The sequence below is a fragment of the Mesorhizobium sp. USDA 4413 genome (assembly GCF_056280365.1).
This window is the reverse complement of record NZ_JBVPRP010000001.1, coordinates 4,707,828-4,724,544: the sequence shown is the minus strand read 5'-3', so window position 1 is coordinate 4,724,544 and position 16,717 is coordinate 4,707,828. Positions and strand designations below refer to the sequence as shown.

Here is a 16,717-nt window from a genome sequence, read left to right as displayed (position 1 = left end):
CGACAGCCGCCCGTTTCGATGTCCCACATCACCACGAATGCATACGCCCGGCACGGAAACGGTTTTCGCGACTGTTTCCTTGACGGCGGACCCTTGCTCGGAAACAGAGCCCGTGAAGCTGCCCCGAAAGATCACCGAGACCGAACGCCTCGACCTGAAGGCGGCGACGCGTGCGGCGCTGGAAATGGCACGGCCGACGAAGTTCGCGCTGGTCACCCGTGTCGACGCGCCGGCGCTGTCGAACTACGGCGCGATCTCGGAGCCGGAAAAGTTCATGCCGGTCGACGTGGTGGTCGACCTCTGCCGCGACATCGGCTCGCCGGCCATCGTCGAGGAGATGGCGCGCATGCTGGGTTTCCGCCTGGTTCCTGCTGAGCAGGCGGAAAGCGGCGGCGAGGGGCGGATCGGCGTGGCCGACCTCGCCGCCGTCAGCAAGGAGGCCAGCGACGTCGTCGGCACCATCGCCGCAGGGCTGGCCGATGACGGCCGGCTCGACGGCTCGGAAAAGCGCGCCGTGCGCAAGGAGATCGCCGAGAACATCGCGCAGCTCCACCGCCTCGACCGCAAGATCGCGGGAGGCGAGTGATGACGACGCTCAAAGACCGCATCGGGGCTGACCCTTATATCGGCGCCTGGCTATCCGACGAGGAAGTACCGCTCTATCGCATGGCGCTTTGGCGCATCTGGGATCGCAACAAGCCGCTGCTGCTGGTCGGCATGCTCAATCCGTCGACGGCCGACCACCGGAAGAACGATCCCACGATCCTCCGGGTGATATTTTTCGCCAAGGCGCACGTCTATGGCGGCGTCATCGTCGTCAACGCCTACGCGTTCAGATCAAGCCAACCTGCGGAAATGTTCGCGGCTGCCGATCCGCACGGGCCGTTGAACCGCGATGCCATTGCACAGGCCTGTGCGCTCTGCGATGCGGTGTGGCTGGCGTTTGGCGCGCAGGCGGGCGAGGGCGGTTACCGGCTTTGGCAGCAAGTCATCGCGCATCACTCCAAGGTCTATTGCCTCGGCACATCGCAGGACGGGTCGCCGAAGCATCCTTTGGCGCGGGGCAAGCACCGCATTCCGGATGACGCAAGGTTTCAGCCGTTCCAGTACCGGAGCGCGGCATGATCCCCGCCGATGTCGTTACCCGTGCGCGCGAAATGTCGATCGTCGACGTGGCGCTGGCGCTTGGCGCGGCTGACGGCGTCAGGGTCAACGAGCGCGGCGTGCCGTGTCCTCGCTGCGGAGGGCGCGACCGGTTCTCGGTCGACCATGGCAAGAACATCTTCCTCTGCCGCAGCTCGGGCGAGGGCGGCGACCCGATTGCGCTGGTGCAGCATGTGAGCGAGGTGAGCTTTGCCGACGCGATCGAGCAACTGACCGGCGAGCGCGCCATCGAGGCGCGCCGCGCGCCGGAGCGCGATGCCGCGCAAAAGGATTTCTATCGCGAGAAGGCGCGGCACCGCGCCTGGAACATCTGGAACAACGGCGCGCCGATCGAGCCGGAAAAGCGCGGCCGACTCGTGCGCGACTATTTTGCGCTGCGTGCGATCCCTTTCCCCGGCTGGCGGATCAAGGCGCTGCGCGAGGCCGCACAGCTGCCTTACTGGCATTTTTCCAAGGGCGAATTCAGGGTCATCCATTCCGGCCCGGCCATGCTCGCCGCCATCACCGGCCCCGACGGCCGCTTCATGGGCGTGCACCGCACCTGGCTTGACCTCGCGCGGCCGAACGGCAAGGCGGTGATCGCCGATCCGGAGACCGGCGAGGTGCTGGACGCCAAGAAGGTCGAGGGCTCGCAGAAGGGCGGCAAGATATTTTTGGGACGCGTCACCTTTGGTGGTGACCACGAGAAGGTGGGCGGGGTTGCCAGTGCCTGCAGCGCCTTGGCCGCCGCGAGCGAGATCGCGGAGCGGAGAAAACTGGACGCGAACGCTTGCGCGAGTGGCGTGACAGCCGGAGAGACGGCACTTCAAATTCTGGCGCTCGGCGAAGGCATCGAGACGGTCCTAAGCTGGGCTGCCTTAGCGGCCGACCGGCCGCCGTCGATCGTTCGACGCCCCACCGGAGCGCCAGGCGGCGAAGCCGCCGGTACGGCGCGTGAGGTAACCCTTTGGTCCGGCCTCAACATGGGCAACATCGCCGGCAAGGCGGCCGAGCAGATCCCGCATCCCTCGCTGACCGACACCGACCGGATCGGCCGCAAGCGCCGCCGCAAGGTCGGCGGGCAGGAGCCGGACCTCGACGACATCGGCTGCCTGCAGATTCCGTTCGGCCTGTTCGACAAGATCACGCTTCTCGGCGACAGCGACAGCGACCGCTTCACCACGCAGGCCGCGATGCTGCGCGCCAGGAAGCGCTTCGAGATGGCGCGGCATAGCGCCGAAATCGACTGGGCGCCGGATGGCATGGATTTCAACGACGCATTGAGGGCGCGCCGCGAAACGCGGCAGGCGGGGAGGGCCGCGTAAGCAAAATGGGGGCGGGGGCAATGTCAGCACCGGAGCCGGAAGGGCTCTATTACCGCTTCTCGGTCAAGTGCGACCGGGAAACGAATGTCCGCATCGAGAAAGCGGCGAAGAAGATCGGCATGACGCCGACGACCTTCGTGCAGAAGCATTTCGAGACGATACTGATCAACGGACCGACCACCGAGCCGGCGCCTGCGCCGGAAGCAGCGCGCCACAATTCCAGCATGGATTACGACATCGCCAAGGGCCTCGGCATCACCGTTGGGCCGCTTCGTCTGTTGCGCGTCATGAACCGGGCCAAGGATGGCAACGGCAATGTGCAGATGTCGCAGCGGTCGCTCGCCGAGGAAGCCGGCGTCGCGGTGAATTCCGTCGACACTTTTCAGCACAAGCTGGTGCGCGTCGGCCTGATCAAGATGGTTGCCGCACCCGGCCATCGCACGCCGACCATCTGGCATGTCTTTCCCGTGGGGGCGGACATATGACCCTGCAGGCCTATCGCGATTTCCTGGCCACAAAACGCCTCGCGGATGTAGCGAGCGGCATGGTGGCGCTGCCGGACCTGCCGGATTATCTTTTCCCGCACCAGCGCGACATCGTGCGATGGTCGCTGAAGCGTGGCCGCGCCGCTGTGTTCGCCGGCACAGGGCTCGGCAAGACGCTGATGGAGCTGGTCTGGGCGCGCTGCGTGGCGCGCCATACCGGGCGGCCGGTGCTGCTGCTGGCGCCGCTGGCTGTCAGTCACCAGCATGAGCGCGAGGCCGGCGGCTTCGGCCTTGACGCCAAGGTCGTCACCGCCAAGGGCATCGCCTCGGAAACGCAGATCTCCAACTACCAGAAGCTTGACCAGTTCGACCTCTGCGCCTTCGGCGGCATCGCGCTCGACGAAAGCTCGATCCTGAAGGCCTATGACGGGCATTACCGCACGCGGCTGATCGAAGCCTGCCGGGGCATTCCCTTCCGGCTCGCCGCGACCGCAACGCCGGCGCCGAACGACTTCATGGAGCTCGGCAACCATGCCGAATTCCTCGGCGTCATGTCCTACACGTCGATGCTCGCCACCTTCTTCGTGCATGACGGGTCGGAGACGCGCAAATGGCGGCTGAAGGGCCATGCCGAGGCCGATTTCTGGCGCTGGATGGCGTCATGGGCGGTGATGCTGCGCAAGCCTTCCGACCTCGGCTATTCCGACGCGGGCTACGACCTGCCGCCGCTTACCAAGCGGTTGCATGTGGTGCCGACCGAAGCCAGCCATTGGCATGCCAATGGGCAATGGTCGATGCTGCCGGTCGAGGCGGCGACGCTGTCCGAGCGGGGTGCTGCGCGGCGCGAGACGGTCGAGGCACGCATCGAGAAGGCGGTGGCGCTCACCCCGCGCGACGAGGCCTTCGTCTGGTGGGGCAACCTGAACGCCGAGACCGAGGGGCTGGCCGCCAGCATTCCAGGCGCCGTCGAGGTGCGCGGCTCCGACCATGACGACTGGAAAGAAGAGAAGCTGAAGGATTTCGCCGCCGGCAAGATCCGCGTGCTGGTGACCAAGCCGTCGATCTGCGGCTTCGGCATGAACTGGCAGCACTGCCATCGCACCGGCTTCGTCGGCCTCAACGACAGTTTCGAGCAGGTCTACCAGGCGATCCGCCGCTTCTGGCGCTTCGGCCAGAAAAGCGAAGTGACCGCCGAGTTCATCGCCGCCGACACCGAGGGCGCCGTGGTGGCGAATCTTGAGCGCAAGGAACGCGACGCCGAACGGATGGCCGAAGCCATGGTGGCGCACATGGCCGACCTCTCGGCGGCCGAGGTGCGGGGCGCGGCGCTGGAGCGCCACGACTATCAGCCGAAACAGAAGATGCAATTGCCGGCATGGGAGGAGTTTCGATGATCTTCGCGATCATGGCTTACATCGGAATCGCGATGCTGTTCGCGCACTATCTGATCCGCTCACGGCTTGAAGATGTGCCGAAAGATGCCAGCGATGTTGCCATGTTTGTCGTCGAAGCGGCGCTTTGGCCGCTTCTGTGGCCGGCGATCATCTGGCTGCGGAGGCGCAAGTGAGCGTCCGCAAGCTTCCCGCCATAAAAGCCGTCGACCAGGTCGTCACCGACCGCTACGCCATCTACCAGGGCGACAGCTGCGAGCTGATCCGGGGCATTCCGGACGGCTCGATCCATTTCGGCGTGCATTCGCCGCCCTTCGAGGGGCTATACAAGTTCTCCGGTTCCGATCGCGACCTCTCCAATTCCGAAGGCGGCGACTTCTGGACGCATTACCGCTTCCTGATCGCCGAGATCCTGCGCATCACCATGTCGGGGCGGCTGCATGCGGTGCATGTGATGCAGCTGCCGACCTCGAAGCGGCGCGACGGTTTCATCGGCATGCGCGACTTCCGCGGCGAGGTAATCCGTGCCTGGCAGGATGCCGGCTGGTGGCTGCATTCGGAGGTCTGCATCTGGAAAGATGCTGTGGTGGCGCAGGCGCGCTCGAAGTCGCACCGGCTGAACCACAAGCAGTTGGTGAAGGATTCGACCATCTCCGGCCAGGCGCTGGCCGACTACATCGTCGCGTTCCGCAAGCCGGGCGACAATCCCGAGCCGGTGGCCGGCGCTCTGCGTCGCTATGTCGGCGAGGGCGACGGGCCGAGCTATTCGAAATTCACCACCGACGGCGACAGCCGCAACTGGTTCTCGATCGAGACCTGGCAGCGCTATGCCTCGCCGGTGTGGATGGACATCCGCCAGAGCCGGACATTGCAGTACCTTACGGCCCGCGCGAGCAATGACGAGGCGCATATCGCGCCGCTGCAGCTCGACGTGATCGAGCGCTGCGTCGACCTCTGGTCTAACCCCGGCGATATCGTCTTCACGCCTTTCCTCGGCATCGGCTCGGAAGTGTGGGCGGCGGTGCATGCCGGCCGTCGCGGGCTGGGCTTCGAGCTGAAGGACAAATACTTCCGGCAGGCCAAGGTCAACATGACACGCGACCTCGACGACAAGCCCGAGGAGGCGATCTTCGGCGGTAGCGCGGCACCGGACGCCGACGATGAGGACGAAGACCGGCTGGAGGCCGTCTCCTGATGGCGCGTTTAAACGCCTGCCTGGAGTGCGGCACGCAGTTCGCGGCGGCGCGAGGGCGCGAGTTCTGCACGTCCGCCTGCCGCCAGCGCTGGAACAATCGCAGGATGCAGCGCGGCGCCGAGCTTTACGATCTCTACATGGCGCACCGTTTCGACCGCGCCAACGCGCAGGCGCTTGGCGTGTTTCAGGCCGTCAACCGCATGGCGTCGAATTTCCACACCGAGGACGCCGCCGAGCGGGCCGGGCGGCGCAGCTGGCGGGCAACGCGCGCGGTGCTGGAGGAACGGCCATATCTGCGCGCGGTGACGACGCGCATGCGCATGGGGCGGATGGGGGTTTAGATGAGCGGGAAACTGACCGAGGCGCAGCGCGTCGTCCTCGAAGCGATGGCAAACGGCCATCACATGACATTCAGCCAGGACGGAGACATGGCTTGGCTGTGGCCGCGCCATCCTACCGGTTTCCTGAGCGACGAACAGACCATCGGCCTTCGCCAGCTCGGCTACATCGCAAGCGCGCCTTACGATGAAGACGAGCATGTTCGATTTGGGCCGCCTGACATCATCACCGAAGCCGGTCGTGCGGCGCTCAAGGAAGCGGCGGCCAGCTGATCCATGCAGGAGGATGACGACTTTTCGCCGGACGAGGCACCGGACGATGACGCAGCGCCCGATGAGGCCGCCGAGCGCCTGCTGGAGGCCTGCGCGGCCGAGCCGGAGACGGATATCGGAAACGGCCGACGCTTCCGGCTGCGCTTCGGGGATCTCGCCGAGGATCATCCGGGTGCTGCGAGCAACGTCGCGGTCTGCGTGGCGCATATCGGCTGGCATGTGTTCGACGGAAGGCGCTGGAAGGAAGATGAGGACGGCTCGCTGATCCGCCGGCTGGCGCACAGAACCGCCGAGGCGATCCGCAAGGAAGTCGCCTATCTCGGCGCCAACGAGGCCGAGCAGGCGGTGCTCGCCGCCGGTGAGGTGGCGGCCGAGGCGTTGGCGCGCATCAGCCAGCCGCGCCGGGGCCTGCCGGACATCGAGGCCGTCGCCCGCAAGCGCGATTATGAGCAGGCCGTCGCCGCGGCAAGCGAAGTGGCAGAGGCGATCATGGCGCGCGGCAGCTCGCGCCGGCGGCACGCCAAGTCGACGGCCGGCTCGTCGAAGCTCAACAACCTCATGGCCGAGGGCCAGCCCTACATGGCCTGCAAGGTGCAGGACCTCAACATCGACCCCTATATCGTCAACTGCCTCAACGGCACGATCGTCTTCGTCCAGCGCGAGGACGAGGAAAGCGAGCCGGACGATCCGCGCTTCGTCTGGCATGCCGAGATCCGCGAGCATCGCCAGGCCGACTTCATGACCAAGATGATCGAGGCCGAATGGCAGCCGGATGGCGCGCCGCCGATGCCGGAGTTCACAAAATTCCTGCATCGCGTGCAGCCCGATCCGGAGATCCGCGCCTTCCTGAAACGCTTCAGCGGTTATCTGTTGACCGGGCTGACGATCGAGCAGGTGATGCTGTTCTTCTATGGCGCCGGTCGCAACGGCAAGTCGACCTTCGTCGACCTGCTCTGCAACATCATGGGCGACTATGCCGTGACGCTGTCGATCGACAGTTTTTCCGGCGAGAACAAGCGCGGCGGCGGCGAGGCGACGCCCGACCTGGCGCGGCTGCCGGGCGCCAGGCTGGTGGCGGCGAGCGAACCGGAGGCCAACGTCAAGCTGAAGGACGCGCTGATCAAGACGCTGACCGGCGGCGAAAAAATCCCGGTGCGGCGCCTGCACAAGGATTTCTTCGAGGTCCTGCCCAATTTCAAGATCGTGCTTTCGGGTAACCACAAGCCGCGCATCGACGACGATTCGGACGGCATCTGGCGGCGCGTGCTTCTGGTGCCGTGGACGGTGCAGATCCCGGCCAACGAGGTCGATCGCGCGCTGTCGCGCAAATTGAAGGCCGAGGCCGACGGCATCTTCGCCTGGATGGTCGAGGGCGCGATCGAATATCTCAATGGCGGCCTGGCGGTGCCGGCGGCGGTGCGCGCGGCTTCCGAGGAATATCGGCAGGAGAGCGACCCGATCGGCGCCTTCATCCGGCTGGCCTGCCTGGTGACAGGTGAGAGCGACGACGAGGAGAAGCCGTTCGACATCTATCTCGCCTATGACAAGTTCGCCACCGAGGAGGGCGTGTTCAAGTTCAACAACGCCACCTTCGCCAAGCGCTTCGCGAGCGCTGCCGGCCGCGGCTGGCCGGGGCCGGACGGCACGGTGAAGATGTTCGCCAAGGCCAAGAGCGGCACGACGGTCTATCGCGGCATCAAGGTCAAGCCGGAATGGGTGCCGACTGGCGGGGATCGCTCGCGGCATCAGGACGATGAGGGCGGGCGGTGATGCTTGAGGTCCTCTCGCAGCCGTTCCAGTCCTTCAGCCAAGCTCCCAAGCATGGACTGGAACCGCTGCAGTTCAGCTACAAAGGCGCGCATTGTGAGCTTCGTATGCGTGCTGTTCCTGAAATCGATAAGCGACAAATTAACAGTCAGACCATCGCTCTCCATCATTCCAAGAAGGCTGTTGTACACAACAGATGTCTTTTCATCGAATATGTCTTGGGCGCCGCTCAGGTTGTTCATACTGAGGACCCGTCTCACGCGTTTCTCCACAGACTGCGTTGCTTCTATCAACCTATTCACCAATTCGGGCGTTATATCAGAGGATTTGGTGGCGAGAGTGACGATGAAATCAGCTTCTCGCGCGAGAGTTTTAATCGCGGCCGGAAAAGCATAGGCGGCGCGATTTGCCTTCAGCCGGTCGGGTCTAAGCGTGAGGTCGACAAGCTGTCGATGGCGCTCTGCCTGCGCCTCGTCCGTTCGGTGCATGGTGTTGATCGTGGCGAACGCCGCAGCCACGGCCGCGAGGCCAGCAATCAGGGTCTGATATTCCTTCAATGGATTGAGTTCATTCCAGAAGTCGACCCACGCCATGCCCACGATAATACCGAGCACCGCGCAGACCACCGCGATGAACCAGACGTCGCTGCGTTCCATGAAACCACCCCTCCCGCTGCAATCCTAGCGTGCCGACTGGCAGGCGCAATGGGTGCCGCATGCTGACCTACGGCTCCGTCTGCTCAGGCATCGAGGCGGCTTCCGTCGCCTGGGAACCGCTCGGCTGGCGGCCGGCCTTCTTCGCCGAGATCGAGGCCTTTCCGAGCGCCGTTCTCGCGCATCACTACGGTTCGAACATGCCGGGCGAGCCGCTTTCTCGAAACGGGGTGCCGAACCATGGCGACTTCACGAAAATACCGGCCGGAGCCGGACCAGTCGATCTTCTCGTCGGAGGCACTCCCTGCCAGTCCTTCTCCGTCGCGGGAAAGCGTCTCGGACTGGATGATCCGCGCGGCAACCTTGCGCTTGAGTATGTCCGCCTGGCTAAGCGCCTTGGCGCCCGCTGGGTCGTCTGGGAGAACGTCCCCGGCGTCCTCTCCAGCGCCGGCGGACGAGACTTTGCTGACTTTCTGGGCTTCCTCGCCGGACGGCGAATCGCCGTGCCGAGGGGGGGATGGCAGAACGCCGGCATCGTTGCCGGAGTTCCTGGCGCCTACGGCCTCGCATGGCGCGTGCTTGACGCTCAGTATGTGCGAGTGGACGGCTTCGCTCGCGCCGTCCCCCAGCGACGGCGGCGTGTGTTCGTTATCGGATATCTTGGAGACTGGCGACGTGCCGCGGCGGTACTATTTGAGCCCGAAAGCATGCAGGGGCATCCTCCGCCGCGCCGAGAAGCGGGGGAAAGAGCTTCCCCGACAATTAGCAGCCGCCCTACAGGCGGCGGCGGGCTCGGAACGGACTTCGACCTTGATGGTGGACTGATCGCTTTTGACGGCCAGAACCTGGCTTGCGATGACGAGGTCTTTGCGACGCTGGATACCGGCAGCGCGCATCTAAACCGGGGTTTGCATATCGCGGCTCCCGATACGGCTGCGACCCTGACGCGCGGAGCCGAAAGCGCAGGCAAAGGCGGCTATGCAGGGCGTCGGCAAGAGGATGACCATAACATCGTTGTCGTACCGCTCGACACGACGCAGATCACCAGCAAAGCCAACGGCAGCAGCCCGCAACCGGGCGATCCGATGCATGCCCTATCGGCTCACGCGCATCCGCCGGCAGTAGCGTTCAATTGGCAAGGCGGAGACGACCAGTCAACGCTTGGCTATGATCCAGAGAGCGGCATCGCAGGCGCGCTACACGTAGGTCAAACGCCAGCCGTGACGGGCGTAGCTGTCCGCCGCCTGATGCCGCATGAGTGCGCGCGCCTGCAGGGCTTTCCTGACGATCGATGCCGCATCCCTTGGCGCGGCAAGCCGGCGCCCGACGGGCCGCAATACAAGGCCTATGGCAATTCCATGGCGGTGCCCGTCATGCGCTGGATCGGCCAGCGCATCGACCTGATGGAGCGGCTGGTCAGCGAAGGGCGCATCGCATGAGCCGCTTTTCCCTTTCCCCCTTGCATGACGCTTCGCGCCGCGTCGGCGGATGTCGGCCCGTGCGGCGCAATTTGTGGGGCGATCGGGGCGATGTCCGCCTCGCCGGCGCTTTTCGCCCCATGCAAAGGGATAGGGAAATCAGCGGCTTGCGACGCTAGGGGCGCAAGGGACGGTAATCGGCGGTGCCGCATGCGTGATGGTCTGTGAAGGGGAAAGGGGCAGGCGTTCCCGTCATATATGGGCCTGCCCTGTTATCGTCCCTACCGTCCCTTGCTGCGCCGCCTTTTGATTTTTGCTTGCGAAAGCAAGGGTTTGATCGGTTCGAGGAAAGGGACGAAAGATGAAAAACAGGGTCGATAGGTCTGGATTTGGGACGATGCCGCTTTTGCAGCGCGGCGCGTCGGGAAAACGCGGCGGGCCGGTCGAGGCGGTGATCGCCTGGGCATGGCGCGAGGAGTTGCCGAAGGTGCCGCGCCGCACGGACGGGCCGATGCAGATGGCGGGCGGCTGGGACAAGACCGGCCGTTTCGCCGAGATGCTGTCGCTGGTCGACAGCTTTGGCGTCAACCAGTATGGCGCGGTGCCGGACTTCTCTGCCGACAGCTGGCCGTGCCGCGACGCACAGATCATCGGCAATGCGGTAATGGCGCTCGACGACTGCAGCCTGGAACTGCCCGAGGACTGGCGACCGGCGCCCGAGCTCGACCGATTCGGCGGGCTTGGTGTCAAGGCGGTGAGCGAGGCATGGCGCAGGATGACGCGCGACGACGGGCAGGGCGGTCAGGTGTTGCGGCTGAAGCCATCGGAGCTGGTGATCAGGCGCGCGGTCATGGGCGTGGACCTTGGCGGCATGGAGATCGATGGGGTCGAGCAGCGGTACGAGACAGCAAGCAACGGCAAGGACAAATGGTTCGTGCGCCACGTCGTCGATACAGTGGTCGGCAGCAATGCCGATGGCAGCGACAGGACCGTGCCGCAGGAAGTCGAGAGCAATGGCTGGAATTCGAAGTCGCAGCGGCCATGGCCTGGTGCATACCGCAAGCCGGTGCTCGATCCCGATCCGGTTGATGCGATCGTGGCCAGGGCCGAGCATGAGATCTGGCTGTCGGCCCTGCATGCGGTCTATGAGACGGTGGTCGACGAGATGGAGGAGATCGAGGTCAGGCAGACCGCCATTCCCATGCAGCCATGGCTGGAGGAGCAGGGCAGGGCAGGGCGCGTGCTGCCCGACCTGATCGCAGCCGAGGCCTATGCCAAGGCCGAGCGCGAGGCGAGCGACGCGCGCTTCGCCGCACGCTTCCCTCACTGGTTCAAGGCGCTCAAGAAGCAGGCAGCAAAAATCCTCGATGCACCCGCTTGACTGCGGTGAAGATTTGGAGGATCACTTGTCACGGATAAAGAGGTCAGACCCGCTTCGGCAACGAGGCGGGTCTTTTCGTTTCGGACGGTCACCCTCCGGCCATCGACCATCCCTCTCCACTCCGACATCCCCCCCGGTCACGGGTCCTTCTCGCCCCTAAAACCGTATGCGGGACGGCGTAGTCCGAGGGGGGACTAGTGACGGGGTCCGGAAAACCGGGTTTACGATGTTAACGATGGCCGGTGAACGGTAAACCGCCGCAAGGACTTTCACACATGCCGGCCCCAGACCTACCGGAAGGCGTCTGGAAGTCGCTGTCCGAGATCGCGGCCATGCGCGGCGTCTCGAAGGTCGCGATCAAGAAGCGCGTCGACAAGTTCGAGGCTGAGGGCCTGGTGCAGACGCGCCGCGAGGGCCGCGAGCGCCTGGTCGACCTTGCCGCCTTCGACAAGGCGATCGGCGTAGCCGGAAACGCCTATGCCGAGCAGTCGGCCGCGACCGTCCGCGAGGAGAAGGCAGAGGCCTCCGGCCCGCCGAGCGCCTTGCGCGACGCCCAGACCGAGAAAGCGCAGTGGGAAGCGCGCCGCTCTGCCCTCGACGTCAGCGAGCGTCTGGGCAAGCTGGTGCCGGTCGCTGATGTCGAGACCGCCATGGTGCGGGCCGGCGAGGCGATCGTGCGGGCGATCGAGCAGCTGCCGAGCTTCGCCGGCGAGATCATGACCGCGGCCCGCGAAGGCGAGCCGGCTTTGCGGCGCAAGCTCCGCGACATCAAGGACCAGATCCGGCGCCGTGCCGCGGATGCGCTCACCCTGCAGCGCGACGCCGGCCAGGCCGAGGAAGAAAGCGGGGGCTCGGAATTCGATCTTGGTGCCGACTGAAGGGCGCCAGGCCTCGCGGGCGAGGAGCAAAAATGCTGGCAAGGGTATCTCCGCCTAACGCCGTCCGCGAGCAGTTCCCATGAAGCTCACGCTCAAGCGCTCGGCCGCCGCCGTCATCGCCGGCACGCTGGCCGCCCTGATCGCGCCGCCGGAGCGCATGTCGCCGAGCGACTGGGCTAGGCTGAACCTGATCGTACCGGACGGCCCCAAGGCCAACGAGCCTTGGGACGCCTCGCTGACGCCCTACATCATCGAACCGCTCGACATGCTGTCGATGGACAGCGGCGTCAACGAGATCGACATCAGGAAGTCGGCGCAGACCGGCTTCACCACGCTGCTGCTCGCGGCCTGCGGTCACATCATCGACCAGGACCCTTGCCGGGTCATGATCGTGCAGCCGACCAGCGGCGCGCTGTCGGACTTTAACCGCGAGAAGCTGGCGCTGGCGATCGAGAAGACGCCGGCGCTCAAGCGGAAAGTGAAGCCGCAGACAAGCCGCGCCGGCGACGCCTCGACCTCAACGTCGAAGGTCTACCCCGGCGGCTCGCTGACGTTGGCGATCGCCACCTCGGCGGCCGACCTTAGATCGAAGACGATCAAGGTGGCGCTGCTCGACGAGGTCGACGAGTACCCCGACGACCTCGACGGCCAGGGCGATCCGCTCGGCATGATCGAGGGCCGACAGGAATCGTTCCTGATGTCTGGCGAGTGGAAGCGCGCCAAGATCTCGACGCCGACCGTCAAGGGCGCATCGAAGATCGACACCGGCTTCGAGGCCGGCGACCAGCGTTTCTGGCACATGCCGTGCCCTGGCTGCGCCACCATGTTCCGGTTCGTCTTCGACCGGAAGTATTTCAAGTTCGAGGAGGTCCATCCCTACAAGGCCTATTACGCGACGCCCTGCTGCGGCGCGATCGTCGAGGCGGCCGACAAGGTCGAGCTGATGAAGAAGGGCCGCTGGATCGCCACAGCGTCGCGGCCCGGCGCGCATCCGAGCTACCATTTCGACGCGCTGACCTCGCCCTTCGTGCCATGGGAGAAGATCGCCGAGCGCTTCGCCAAGGCCGCCGGCGACCCGCAGAAGCTGAAGACCTTCTGGAACCTGACGCTCGGCCTGCCCTTCGAGGTCAAGGGCGACGCGCCGGACCACGAGAAGCTGATGCTTCGCCGAGACCGCGAGCAGAAGCGCGGCCATATCCCGCCGGCCGGCCTGATCCTGACGGGTGCGGCCGACGTGCAGATGCTTGGCATCTGGTATTCGATCAAGGCCTGGGCGCCGGACGGCCAGAGTTGGGTCGTCGACGCCGGCTACATCTCCGGCGGCACCGACGATCCGCATGGCGGCGCCTTCGTCGGGCTGGAGCAGATCCGGGCGACGAAATGGCCGGACGCCTACGGGCGGTCGCGCACCGTCGATGCTTTCGGTGTCGATTCCGGCTATCGCAGCCATGTCGTGTACAGCTGGGTGCGCGGCAAGGCGGCGACCTTCGCGCTGAAGGGCGAGGACGGATGGAGCCGCCCGGCGCTCGGCCAGCCGAAGCCGGTCGACATCGACTTCCGCGGCAAGAAGATCGCCAAGGGCGCCATGGTCTGGGCCGTCGGTACCTGGCCGCTGAAGGCCGCCTTCTACGCCCAGCTGCGCAAGGAAGGCATCGCCGCCGGGCAGGACGCCAACCCGCCAGGCTACTGCCATTTCGGCTGGTGGCAGGACGAGGTCTATTTCCGCCAGATCACCTCGGAATATCTCGGCAACGAGACGTTCCGGGGACGGGTGCGCCGCCGCTGGCTGACGCGGGTCGGCGAGGAAAACCACCTGCTGGACTGCGAGGTCTACAACGCCGCGCTTGCCGACTATCTCGGCCTGTCGCGCATGACCGCCGACCAGTGGCGCAAGCTTGCCGCCGACCGCGGCTTTCCGAAGGACTTCGACTTCTTCGCGGGCGAAGTCATCCAGGCGCAACAGGGCGCGCCACAGGCACCGAAGCAGGCATCCGAGCCGCCTTCCGACGGCGCATCGTCATTCTGGGATTGAGCCATGGCTTTCACGCAGACCGATATCGATCGTCTGGAGAAGGCGATGGCGTCCGGCGTGCTGACCGTCAAGCACGGCGACACGCTGACCACCTTCCGCTCGATGGCCGAGATGGAACGCCAGATCGAGCGGATGAAGGCGGAAGTCTCCGGTCAGCCGCAGGGCGGCATGATCTTCACCGAATATCACGGCGGCAAGTGAATGAACGTCCTCGACCGCCTGATCGGGGTCTTCTCGCCGGAAAGCGGGCTGCGCCGTGCCAATGCGCGCGCCATGCTCGACCAGGTCGATAAGCGCTATGGGGCCGCGCGCACCGGCCGCCGCAACAAGGGCTGGTCCGGTCGCGGCACATCGGCCAATGTCGAGGTCGGCCAGGCGCTGGCGACGCTGCGCAACCGCGCCCGCGAATTCGTGCGAGACAGCTGGGCCGGCCAGAGGATCCTCGACGTTCTCGTCTCGCACGTCGTCGGCACCGGCATAAGCGTGGTTCCGAACACCGGCTCGGATCGCGCTGACAAGCAGTTCAACCTGGTCCGCGAGGAATGGCAGGAGCAGGCCGACGTCGAGGGTGTGCTCGACGAAGGCACGATGCAGGGCCTTGCGCTGCGCTCGATGGTCGAAGGCGGCGACACCGTCATCCGCATGATCGACCTGCCGATGAACCAGGCCAACGGCACTGTGCCGTTCCGCCTGCTCGGCCTCGAAGGCGACCAGATCGACGCCCGCCACGACAGCCGGCTTGGCATGAACGGCGAACGTCTCGGTGTCCAGCTCGGTGACTGGGGCCGTCGCGAGGGCCTGTGGCTGTTCGAGACGCATCCGGGCGAGCAGGGCTACACTGGCAACTTCAATTCAAGCCTGATCGCTTGGGCCGACCTCTGCCACCTCTACCGGCCGCTGCGATGGGGTCAGGTGCGCGGCATCACCTGGTTCGCGCCGATCCTGCTCACCGGCAAGGAGATGCAGGACCTGACCGAGGCGGCGATCGTCCAGGCGCGCACGCAGGCCTGCTTCGCCGGCTTCATGAAGCGCCAGCCTGGTGGCCCGAATCCGTTCGCGACGCAAGCCGGACGGGGCGAGGCCGGCGAGGCGCAGAAGGTCACCCGCATCGAGCCCGGCATGATCGCCGACATCGGCGAGAGCGACATCACCTTCGCCAACCCTTCGTCGCAGTCGCAATTCGGCGCCGTCTACATCGCGGGCATGCAGGCGATGGCCGCCGGCGCAGGCATCACCTACGACCAACTGACCGGCGACCTGCGCCAGGCCAACTATTCGTCGCTGCGCGCGGGCAAGATCGAGTTCCGCCGCCTGGTCGAGCAAATCCAGTGGCACATCATGGCGCCGCGCCTGGTCGCGCCGACGACGCGCCGCTTCATCGACCGGGCCATCCTCGCCGGCCTGCTGCCGCCCCGTAAGGACAACTATCCATTCGACATCAACATGCCGGCCAACGAGCCGATTGATCCGCAGAAGGATCTCGACGCCGACATCGCCGCGGTGCGCGCGGGCCGCATGTCGCCGCAGGAGTTCATCTCGGCCTGGGGCCGCGACTGGCGCAAGGTCATCGCCGACACACAGACCTTCTTCAAGACCGTCGACGAGGCCAAGCTCGCCCTCGACATCGACGGCCGACGCCCCGCGCGCGGCGGCGCCATGATCGCCGCCACCGGCGCGCCGGAAACAGGCGTCGCGGAAGCCGGCCATCAGGGACAGCAACAGGACAACGCCAATGCCTGAGATCATCCAGCTGCCGCAGTTCACCCGCGAGGCGGAAGTCCGCAGCGGCTCCTTCAACGAGCAGGCCAACACCATCGACGTGATCTGGACGACGGGCGCCACCGTGCGCCGCCGCAACTGGATGGACGGCGAGTTCGACGAGGAGCTGGTGGTCAATCCGGCCAGCGTGCGCCTCGACCGGCTGAACAGCGGCGCGCCCTTCCTCGACACGCATTCCGGCTACAGCCTGTCCTCGGTGATCGGCTCCGTCGTGCCTGGCAGCGCCCGGATCGAAGCCGGCCGCGGCCTCGCCACCATCCAGCTCACCCGCCGCGAGGACGCCAAGGGCACGGTGCAGGACATCCGCGACGGCGTCATCCGCAACATCTCGGCCGGCTACAAGATCTGGACCGTCGAAAAGCAGGAGCGCAAGGGCAGGATTCCGCTGATGCGCGCCACCGACTGGGAGCCGTGGGAAATCTCGGCCGTGCCGATCCCGGCCGATCCCGGCGCCCGCGTGCGCTCCGGCGACGTCAAGCTCGAAACCTTCGCTTGCATGGTCACGCGCTCCGCAGCCGAGGCACTGGCCATCGAAAATCAGGCACGCCGTCAGCGCATGGCGCGCCTTGTCGGATTGGTGCGCCAGTAAGTTCGCGCGCCGATCGCCGTTCACGCGGCACGCCCGTCAACCCGCCTTCTGGGGCTAGGCACTCTCTGAA

At 65.7% G+C, this 16,717-nt stretch carries 18 protein-coding genes; 17 read left to right on the top strand and 1 reads right to left on the bottom strand.

The genetic code is table 11. The features are described 5' to 3' along the window. Positions 1-112: 112 nt before the first annotated feature. The 10 genes from ACVMIM_RS23200 to ACVMIM_RS23155 are packed head-to-tail and all read left to right on the top strand — an operon-like array spanning position 113 to position 7,920. Entirely contained in the window at positions 113-586 is a 474-nt protein-coding gene (locus ACVMIM_RS23200) for a phage regulatory CII family protein (RefSeq protein ID WP_476114789.1), read from the top strand. Beyond that, on the top strand, positions 586-1,125 hold the full coding sequence (locus ACVMIM_RS23195; protein WP_476114788.1) for a DUF1643 domain-containing protein: 540 nt from the start codon (positions 586-588) through the stop codon (positions 1,123-1,125). The genes ACVMIM_RS23200 and ACVMIM_RS23195 overlap by 1 nt, the downstream gene beginning before the upstream one ends. After that, positions 1,122-2,468 carry a DUF7146 domain-containing protein gene (locus ACVMIM_RS23190; protein ID WP_476114786.1) on the top strand — a complete coding sequence of 449 codons (1,347 nt, stop codon included), beginning with the start codon at positions 1,122-1,124 and terminating at the stop codon, positions 2,466-2,468. The genes ACVMIM_RS23195 and ACVMIM_RS23190 overlap by 4 nt, the downstream gene beginning before the upstream one ends. A gap of 20 nt (positions 2,469-2,488) precedes the next feature. Then, positions 2,489-2,953, top strand: a complete 465-nt coding sequence (locus ACVMIM_RS23185; RefSeq protein ID WP_476114785.1) for a hypothetical protein — start codon at positions 2,489-2,491, stop codon at positions 2,951-2,953. After that, a complete protein-coding gene (locus ACVMIM_RS23180) occupies positions 2,950-4,347 on the top strand; it encodes a helicase C-terminal domain-containing protein (protein ID WP_476114784.1) in 1,398 nt (465 codons plus the stop codon). Before ACVMIM_RS23185 ends, ACVMIM_RS23180 begins: the two co-directional genes overlap by 4 nt. After that, positions 4,344-4,520 (top strand): hypothetical protein, encoded by a 177-nt coding sequence (locus tag ACVMIM_RS23175; protein WP_476114783.1) that lies wholly within the window; start codon positions 4,344-4,346, stop codon positions 4,518-4,520. Before ACVMIM_RS23180 ends, ACVMIM_RS23175 begins: the two co-directional genes overlap by 4 nt. After that, positions 4,517-5,539 carry a DNA-methyltransferase gene (locus ACVMIM_RS23170; protein WP_476114782.1) on the top strand — a complete coding sequence of 341 codons (1,023 nt, stop codon included), beginning with the start codon at positions 4,517-4,519 and terminating at the stop codon, positions 5,537-5,539. Before ACVMIM_RS23175 ends, ACVMIM_RS23170 begins: the two co-directional genes overlap by 4 nt. After that, a complete protein-coding gene (locus tag ACVMIM_RS23165; protein WP_476114780.1) occupies positions 5,539-5,880 on the top strand; it encodes a transcriptional regulator in 342 nt (113 codons plus the stop codon). The genes ACVMIM_RS23170 and ACVMIM_RS23165 overlap by 1 nt, the downstream gene beginning before the upstream one ends. Further along, positions 5,881-6,150, top strand: a complete 270-nt coding sequence (locus ACVMIM_RS23160) for a hypothetical protein (RefSeq protein WP_476114779.1) — start codon at positions 5,881-5,883, stop codon at positions 6,148-6,150. Positions 6,151-6,153: 3 nt separating this feature from the next. Next, positions 6,154-7,920: a DNA primase family protein gene (locus ACVMIM_RS23155; RefSeq protein ID WP_476114778.1), complete on the top strand. Its 1,767-nt coding sequence runs from the start codon at positions 6,154-6,156 to the stop codon at positions 7,918-7,920. Here the strand turns inward: ACVMIM_RS23155 and ACVMIM_RS23150 are convergent. Continuing rightward, positions 7,896-8,573, bottom strand: a complete 678-nt coding sequence (locus tag ACVMIM_RS23150; RefSeq protein WP_476114777.1) for a hypothetical protein — start codon at positions 8,571-8,573, stop codon at positions 7,896-7,898. The genes ACVMIM_RS23155 and ACVMIM_RS23150 overlap by 25 nt on opposite strands. A gap of 59 nt (positions 8,574-8,632) precedes the next feature. Between ACVMIM_RS23150 and ACVMIM_RS23145 the strand changes: the two genes are divergently transcribed. The 7 genes from ACVMIM_RS23145 to ACVMIM_RS23115 all read left to right on the top strand — a co-directional run bounded on the left by ACVMIM_RS23145 (position 8,633) and on the right by ACVMIM_RS23115 (position 16,647). Continuing rightward, positions 8,633-10,009 carry a DNA cytosine methyltransferase gene (locus tag ACVMIM_RS23145; protein WP_476114776.1) on the top strand — a complete coding sequence of 459 codons (1,377 nt, stop codon included), beginning with the start codon at positions 8,633-8,635 and terminating at the stop codon, positions 10,007-10,009. A gap of 376 nt (positions 10,010-10,385) precedes the next feature. Continuing rightward, positions 10,386-11,369, top strand: coding sequence for a hypothetical protein (locus ACVMIM_RS23140; RefSeq protein ID WP_476114775.1), 984 nt, complete (start codon positions 10,386-10,388; stop codon positions 11,367-11,369). Between the two features lie 275 nt (positions 11,370-11,644). After that, positions 11,645-12,247, top strand: coding sequence for a winged helix-turn-helix domain-containing protein (locus ACVMIM_RS23135; protein WP_476114774.1), 603 nt, complete (start codon positions 11,645-11,647; stop codon positions 12,245-12,247). A gap of 79 nt (positions 12,248-12,326) precedes the next feature. Next, positions 12,327-14,279, top strand: coding sequence for a phage terminase large subunit family protein (locus ACVMIM_RS23130; protein WP_476114773.1), 1,953 nt, complete (start codon positions 12,327-12,329; stop codon positions 14,277-14,279). A gap of 3 nt (positions 14,280-14,282) precedes the next feature. After that, positions 14,283-14,480 carry a phage head-tail joining protein gene (locus ACVMIM_RS23125; protein ID WP_476114771.1) on the top strand — a complete coding sequence of 66 codons (198 nt, stop codon included), beginning with the start codon at positions 14,283-14,285 and terminating at the stop codon, positions 14,478-14,480. Continuing rightward, a complete protein-coding gene (locus ACVMIM_RS23120) occupies positions 14,481-16,019 on the top strand; it encodes a phage portal protein (protein ID WP_476114770.1) in 1,539 nt (512 codons plus the stop codon). It abuts the gene before it with no gap. Then, positions 16,012-16,647: an HK97 family phage prohead protease gene (locus tag ACVMIM_RS23115; protein ID WP_476114768.1), complete on the top strand. Its 636-nt coding sequence runs from the start codon at positions 16,012-16,014 to the stop codon at positions 16,645-16,647. The genes ACVMIM_RS23120 and ACVMIM_RS23115 overlap by 8 nt, the downstream gene beginning before the upstream one ends. The last annotated feature ends 70 nt before the right edge of the window (positions 16,648-16,717 follow it).

Bases quoted from the DNA above. Each gene is read 5' to 3' on its own strand.
- ACVMIM_RS23195 (WP_476114788.1), top strand. From the start codon at position 586: ATGACGACGCTCAAAGACCGCATCGGGGCTGACCCTTATATCGGCGCC.
- ACVMIM_RS23190 (WP_476114786.1), top strand. From the start codon at position 1,122: ATGATCCCCGCCGATGTCGTTACCCGTGCGCGCGAAATGTCGATCGTC.
- ACVMIM_RS23185 (WP_476114785.1), top strand. From the start codon at position 2,489: ATGTCAGCACCGGAGCCGGAAGGGCTCTATTACCGCTTCTCGGTCAAG.
- ACVMIM_RS23180 (WP_476114784.1), top strand. From the start codon at position 2,950: ATGACCCTGCAGGCCTATCGCGATTTCCTGGCCACAAAACGCCTCGCG.
- ACVMIM_RS23175 (WP_476114783.1), top strand. From the start codon at position 4,344: ATGATCTTCGCGATCATGGCTTACATCGGAATCGCGATGCTGTTCGCG.
- ACVMIM_RS23165 (WP_476114780.1), top strand. From the start codon at position 5,539: ATGGCGCGTTTAAACGCCTGCCTGGAGTGCGGCACGCAGTTCGCGGCG.
- ACVMIM_RS23160 (WP_476114779.1), top strand. From the start codon at position 5,881: ATGAGCGGGAAACTGACCGAGGCGCAGCGCGTCGTCCTCGAAGCGATG.
- ACVMIM_RS23155 (WP_476114778.1), top strand. From the start codon at position 6,154: ATGCAGGAGGATGACGACTTTTCGCCGGACGAGGCACCGGACGATGAC.
- ACVMIM_RS23150 (WP_476114777.1), bottom strand. From the start codon at position 8,573: ATGGAACGCAGCGACGTCTGGTTCATCGCGGTGGTCTGCGCGGTGCTC.
- ACVMIM_RS23145 (WP_476114776.1), top strand. From the start codon at position 8,633: ATGCTGACCTACGGCTCCGTCTGCTCAGGCATCGAGGCGGCTTCCGTC.
- ACVMIM_RS23140 (WP_476114775.1), top strand. From the start codon at position 10,386: ATGCCGCTTTTGCAGCGCGGCGCGTCGGGAAAACGCGGCGGGCCGGTC.
- ACVMIM_RS23135 (WP_476114774.1), top strand. From the start codon at position 11,645: ATGCCGGCCCCAGACCTACCGGAAGGCGTCTGGAAGTCGCTGTCCGAG.
- ACVMIM_RS23130 (WP_476114773.1), top strand. From the start codon at position 12,327: ATGAAGCTCACGCTCAAGCGCTCGGCCGCCGCCGTCATCGCCGGCACG.
- ACVMIM_RS23125 (WP_476114771.1), top strand. From the start codon at position 14,283: ATGGCTTTCACGCAGACCGATATCGATCGTCTGGAGAAGGCGATGGCG.
- ACVMIM_RS23120 (WP_476114770.1), top strand. From the start codon at position 14,481: ATGAACGTCCTCGACCGCCTGATCGGGGTCTTCTCGCCGGAAAGCGGG.
- ACVMIM_RS23115 (WP_476114768.1), top strand. From the start codon at position 16,012: ATGCCTGAGATCATCCAGCTGCCGCAGTTCACCCGCGAGGCGGAAGTC.